This window comes from Martelella mangrovi, from assembly GCF_040545495.1.
GTDB classification, from domain to species: domain Bacteria; phylum Pseudomonadota; class Alphaproteobacteria; order Rhizobiales; family Rhizobiaceae; genus Martelella; species Martelella mangrovi.
On record NZ_JBEPLY010000027.1, the window covers coordinates 1 to 6,233 of the forward strand.

The following is a 6,233-nucleotide window of genomic DNA, read 5'->3' on the forward strand; positions in this document are numbered from 1 at the left end:
AGGATCCGGTCTGATTGTTCGGCGGTGATTTTCGTCTTGCCGGGAATGAGTTTTGTAATGCCGAGCTTTGCGAATTCGCGTTTGCAGTAGGCGGAATTCATGGTGAAGCCGGTCCCGATCGTCGGCGTGCCGGTCGGATCGAGATAGGCGGTCAGCGGATTGCCTTCATGAAGACGCACGAAAGCGCGCCCCCGGCTGGATACCGTGGTGATTGTCATGATCGATTTTCCTTGAGTTGTCGCCGCTCGCTAAGCGGCTAGGTCAGCGATTATGCGGATGGTGGCATCCAGTCGTCAGTCACATCAGCGAAGGCATCGACGATAGCGCCCATGTCGGAAACGGAACCGTCTGCGATCGCGGCAAGTACCGCCGCCCGGCGATCGAAGGTTGATTGCACGAACTCGCCGACGGCCGTTTGCCTCATGCGGCCCGGCAGCGGGCGGCGCGACGGTAACGGCATCGGCGGGAATAAGGAAGCGGCCCTCCTCCAGCGGATCGGAATCGGCCGTTCCTGACCCAAGATACTCGTTCTGCCGAAACGCTAGATTGTCAAACGAAAATTGGCGTGGCGCGGGATAGACCGCTGTTCGCAAAGAATTTCGAGCGCTTCTCAGCAACAAGCCTCACCTTCATACAGACCGCGTTGATCAAGCTCACGACAGAAGGCTCGCCCGCTGTCTGCTTTATTGAACAGACTCTAAGGCAAGGGGATCAGAGGACATAAATAGTCCGATCCTTAGAACAAAGGTTCAGTTGAAATTATGAATGTATTTATGAAATTTTCTGCCTCATCAGAAATTTACCTATTTCTCGAGAGATAAAAAGCGCGGGCCGCTCAGTGATCGGATAAACCACACCAGCAGCGATCAATGAGACAATCAACGTCACTGCGATTGAAATCAAGGATGCCATGTCACTGGGGCCATTTTTCACCAAAAACAAATAAACCCAGGCCCCCAAGGTCGACAATACAACAAAATGGACAAGATAGAGCGGAAAAGAGACTTTCCCCAGCCATTTAAGAGCTGAAATTTCTAATGGACGACGCAATTCATTGCACCCCATCAAGGCAATGATAACCAAAGACGCACCAATCATGTTAATGAAATCGGAGAGGTGTTTGTTATCCACCCGACCAACCAATGATGTAAGCCAGTCGCTTCGCCCCGTGTGGCTGAGTAGAATAAGACCCAAAAACAATACCCCAAACCCATAATACATCTTAAAACCGCGCCAAACCTTTCCATTTAAAAAGCAGTCGCTTATAATAACTCCAAAAACAAAACCAACATAAAAAGTATCCCACATCAATACAATTAACGCACAATACGCAATAACCCTTGTCCGGCTTCTACCGAAGATCGCCAATACAGAAAATACAATGAAAGAGCCATAGAGCTCTATCTTCATCGTCCAGGCTGGAGGAACATAGGAAGTTGTTGGTTTATAACTAAAAAATACATCGTAAAAACCAAACTTAATTGAATCAATAAATTTTTGGTCAAAATTATAATACCTAACAAGCCACTTTGAATTTGTAATATTAGCAACATCTATACTGTTTATTAATTGAAATTTCATGATAAAATATGAAATAATAGTAGTGATAAGTATCGGAACAACCAACCTAGGATATCTACGTATAGCTGATATCTCAATGTAATAATCATTTCTTGACGAAGAAAAATATCCTGCGCTTAAAACAACACCGCTTAATACAAAGAAAATGCAAACCGCAGAACTTCCATTCCATATAAGACTTAAAGGAGATGAGCTGAACATATTGAAGTATTGGTTTCGGCCAATACCCGGCCAAAATGCAAGAATACTATGCCCAAGAACGACAGCGACCGCCGCGCCGCCACGCACGGAATCCAAATAGGCCATCCTATGAGACATTACCACCTTTAATCCCTTCTCATTCAAAACGCTTACTCTCGGGAGCACCAATTGCTGATTGAAGCAATTTTTACAAGAATGAATCGCAATATTTCCAAGGCAGCAATCTGTCCAGTGGCAGCAGCAAGTGGCGCTAACGTTGTTGCATTCGTCGGTATCTAGTAATTTCCGGCATTCAATGGATCAGCGTCTGCTTCCCCATGTCCAAGGATTTCACCGCTTTTAGAGTCATAGTGATATGATTTTCATGAATGCTCCGTCAGTGTTTGATGCAGGCAAGCAGTGCGATGTTGCGCGGGCGGTTTTCCGGGCCCGTGGGGACGACGGCCGATGCATCGAAGTTCGCGTATCGATAGCGCGTAAGTGCATTTGGTGATCCCGAGACAATACTCCCATCAGCGGCAGGCGTATCCACGCTGAATGCGCCGTCCCCCGAGCCAAGAATACTCTGCAGGCTTCCGGTTGCGTATGTGCCAAGCTGACCGGTGATATTACGGATCGCATCGGACTGCACGCTGCCCAGAGCGCGGCTTCCATCGACGCCACGCCCATCATCCCAGCCGCGCAGAAACTCACCGCGAAGATCCGGTAATGCGAAAGTGGTCGATCCATCGCCTGCTCCGAACCGCGTCCCTATGGCGGCAAACAAGCCGGCGTAAGCCGTGCGCGACAATAATACGCCATCGGCCTTCAACCAGCCGGAGGGAGCCGACGGCGTGGCAAACATCGCCACCTTCCCAGGCGTTTCAGGAGCAGCGCCAATAGTCTTCCGGACAGCGGCCTCATCGGTGGCGGCAAGCAGAGTGCGCGCAAAAGCGGTTAGCATCGTCAGATCAGCAGAACCGCTCCCATTGAAGTACGGGAGCCTATCGGCTGCTGGCGTCAGCCCGGCAATGGCTGAAAGTGCCGGGTTATCGAGTTGCGCGATGTAGCGCGCAAGCGCCTCGGCGTTGGCATAGGTCTGGTTTGCATCGTCCTGCCGCTGGAGCGCATAGGCATAGGTGCCGGTGGCGCCGACCCATTCGGTTGCGGCCGTAATGGCGGTATTGCTGTCGACGCTTGCGATCGGCAGCGGGTTTCCGGCCGCCTGCGGATAAATGACGCCGCCGGCGATCAGCGCCGTCTGCCAGCCCGTGCCCGTCCCTGTCACGGCTGCCGAACCATTTGTAAGGGTGATTGTGCCTGTCGTGTAATTCATGGCTGCGGTATCCCGAAAATGTAATAGCGGATGCCCTGGATTGGCGCTTCGTCGTACCAATAAGACAGGCGGCGATTGTCGTAGTCTTCAAAATCCGCATAGAACATGCGAACCGGATTGCCACGGTAGGTGTAAAACCGGGCCTCCGAGGACGAGAGGCGGCAATAGGTTGTGTCGCCCGCCGCACCGCCCGCCGATCCGGGCCTGTTTGTGTAGAGCCGCTTGACGTAAGGCTCCCGGATCATCGCGGACCAGTTTTCGCCGCGGTCGTCATAGTGGCTTCCATGCACGGTCATGTATTTTACGAACGGCCACGCCCCGCCGGCATCGAAAGACACAGACCATTCCTGATAACCGTCGGCGGTGATTGGTATGTAGCCTTGTTTTACGATCCTGAGTGCCGGCCAGCGGGTATCGAGAATGATGTCCGCGAAGCTCGGATCAGCACCGGCGCCGGGCCGCAGGAACTGGACGACATCACGCGTTCCATCATTGAATTGCCGTAGGACATCATTATCGCCATAGGTCGGACCGGTATTGTTGCTGGCATAGACCATGTAACGCGCACGACATTCGCCATAGCTGTTGTCAAAATGAAGCTGCCCCCCGGACAACCAGTATTCCGCGCCGATCGAGGGGTCGGACGCCCCGAGAAACGGAGAGACCGGATAGTAGATATTGGAACCGCTGTAGAAATGCACATCCACCAGACAATCATCCGGTATGGCGCCGACCGGCACACTTGAAACGCCAGACGGAACGGCAACATCGTTTGCCGCGACAACCTTGATCGGCAAAACCGAACTGTCGAAAGCAAGCTCACTTTCGCTTGCCGTATTGGCATCATAGCCGGGCTTGGCAACGCGACAGGTCGTGCTGTCTATGATTACCGATGTCTGGCCGCTGACGGGATCCAGCGGCGGGTCGCGGATGGGCTCCGCATTGCCCGGCAGGTTCCAGACCTGCAAGACGAGATTGCCTGAAGGATTGGCGCTGTTGTCATAGTCCGGCCATGCGCGCGTTCCGTTTCCGATATTTTCCGTGCCATTGTAGTATCCGGAATACCAGCCCGGCTGCCATGCGCCGGTGGATGCCAGATATCCGCTCCGCCCCTCGTAGCCAAAATATTGACGCACGATACGGCCCGAAAAACGCCCCGACAACGATACGATTTTTTTCGAAAAAATCGGCATCGAATAATAGAGACCATCGAACCACGTGTTCCGGAAATTGTAGTACGTCAGCACATAGTTTGTGATTTTAAGCTGATAGTCACTCTCGCCCGTTCCGACCGGGAAATACTGCACATCGGGCGCGCCACCCGCATCGGCGATGAGTTCAGCCCCGCAATACCGGATCGGGTCGAATTTGGAGTTATAGAGCCAGGCGCCATAGGTCGTGTCTGGCGTTGTCGCCGGATCATAGGCGTCGGTCGAGACCTTGACCGAGGCTACGCCAGCATAATCGAGGCCGATCAGCGTGCGGGTCATGAGCGGATAATGATCCTCCCGGCGTTCAAATCGACAATCATCTTGTTGTTGAGGCTTTCCATGTACCCTGCGCGCACCGTACCGATGTCGGCGACGTTGAGTTTCAGGGTCCCACCTTCGAAGACAAGCGGCCGCTGGCCATTGTTCAGTACGACGAACTGGTCGGCATTGACCGCAAAGCGCGATCGCTGGATGCCGCCTTCGGTATAGACCTCAAGATAGAAGCCGCTTTCCCGGAAGGCGCCGCCGGTTCCGGCCCGGATCAGAACGGAAAAGCGTGCGTCAACGCCACTCTGGTCGGCAGCCACGGAAAATCTCACCTGTCCCGCAGCAAACGCATCGCCAAGCTGGGCTGTCAGCGTGTTGGTCTGCTCGGCAAGCGCTTCATCTACCGTTGCCCGAGCGATCTGCTCCTGCGCTAGCGCAGCTGTGGCATCATCCAGTTCAGCGCCCAGAAGCAAGGTCCGCTGTGCCAGCGCCTCGTCTTCCGTCGCGCGAACGAGCCGTTCCTCGATAATCTGCGCCAACGCTTCACCGGCCTGCTGCCGCAACTCCTGCCGGTCCAGCAGGCCGACAGAACCTTGCAGCGAGACCGAAGCGGCAAGATCGGCGAGCCGCTTGAAGGCGCCGTCCAAGCCGGCATAAAGCCCTTCAAGCGTCTGGCGCACATCCTCGCCGACGGTATCGAGCGTCACATCGAGGTCGGTGGCGACATCCGGCGTCGTGACGGAAAGCCACGAAGACCATTCCGTCGGCCGCCGCGAAATCGGTATATAACGCCCCCTCACCTCATAGTCCGTATTGTGCCGGAAAACGGGCTGCAAAAGCGCGTAATACGGGCTGGCATAGCGCATGCTGTCGCTGTCGAAGACGACATCGCCATTTGCCGCCAGGCGCACCTGCACCCAGACCCGCTCGACATCATCCAGGCCGCCGGCCCAGCCAACCCGGATCGTCGGGCGCCAGGCATTGCCCTCGGCATCGTGAAGCGTGGCAGGCTGAACATTCCAGCCAGTCATCACCTGTGCCGGCACACCGATCTTGCCAAGCCAGCCGACTGCGGTCGGCAACGCATCGGCCGCCGACCAGTCATAATCGGAGGGGTCGATTTCCTTCAGCGAGACGGCGGCATTGACGCCGGGCGTCGTGCTGATGCCGACCACCAGAAACTTCTTGTTGTCATAACCGTTGCGGTCACTGGTCCAGCTGACAACGTCATTGGGCTCCAGCGGCCAGGCGTCGGGCGGCAGAAAAAACTGATGCGTGCGAAACCGGCGCGCGTCCTTCAGCATCGCCTGCATAAGCCGCTGCACCTGGCCGCCGTATGGGCAGGCCTCAAAGCTGAAGCTTTCCGGCAGGCGGCGGTTGCCATCGGCCAGTTCCAGTGCGCTGTCATAGCGCGCAGGCGCGTCCTTCATCGTCCACTTTTCGGCAGGCTCGGGATAGGTCGCCTCCACGGCATTCGTCGTATCATCCAGCGTGCCGTGCGGCGCAAGGCTCTGGCCTTTGGTAATGATGATATCGTCGTCCGTAAACGCATAGACCGCGCTGCCCGGAGCGCCGACCTGCACCTTGAAGATGCCGCCGACCTCGGCCAGAAGCGCATTGCAGGCCAGCCTCAACTCTTCGAGCGCATCCAGCGGCCG

The 6,233-nt window shown here is 55.3% G+C and carries 6 protein-coding genes; all 6 read right to left on the bottom strand.

Annotated features, from left to right (window positions below):
* Positions 1–218: lysozyme family protein (locus tag ABID12_RS20730; RefSeq protein WP_494337880.1), on the bottom strand; the 218-nt coding region annotated here is incomplete at its 3' end.
* 50 nt (positions 219–268) lie between these two features.
* Entirely contained in the window at positions 269–424 is a 156-nt protein-coding gene (locus ABID12_RS20735) for a hypothetical protein (protein WP_354435949.1), read from the bottom strand.
* 347 nt (positions 425–771) lie between these two features.
* On the bottom strand, positions 772–1,878 hold the full coding sequence (locus tag ABID12_RS20740) for an acyltransferase family protein (protein ID WP_354435950.1): 1,107 nt from the start codon (positions 1,876–1,878) through the stop codon (positions 772–774).
* A gap of 280 nt (positions 1,879–2,158) precedes the next feature.
* Positions 2,159–3,097: a tail fiber protein gene (locus ABID12_RS20745; protein ID WP_354435951.1), complete on the bottom strand. Its 939-nt coding sequence runs from the start codon at positions 3,095–3,097 to the stop codon at positions 2,159–2,161.
* Positions 3,094–4,587 carry a hypothetical protein gene (locus ABID12_RS20750; protein ID WP_354435952.1) on the bottom strand — a complete coding sequence of 498 codons (1,494 nt, stop codon included), beginning with the start codon at positions 4,585–4,587 and terminating at the stop codon, positions 3,094–3,096. The genes ABID12_RS20745 and ABID12_RS20750 overlap by 4 nt, the downstream gene beginning before the upstream one ends.
* On the bottom strand, positions 4,584–6,233 hold a 1,650-nt coding region (locus ABID12_RS20755; RefSeq protein ID WP_354435953.1), incomplete at its 5' end, for a phage tail protein. The genes ABID12_RS20750 and ABID12_RS20755, both read right to left, overlap by 4 nt.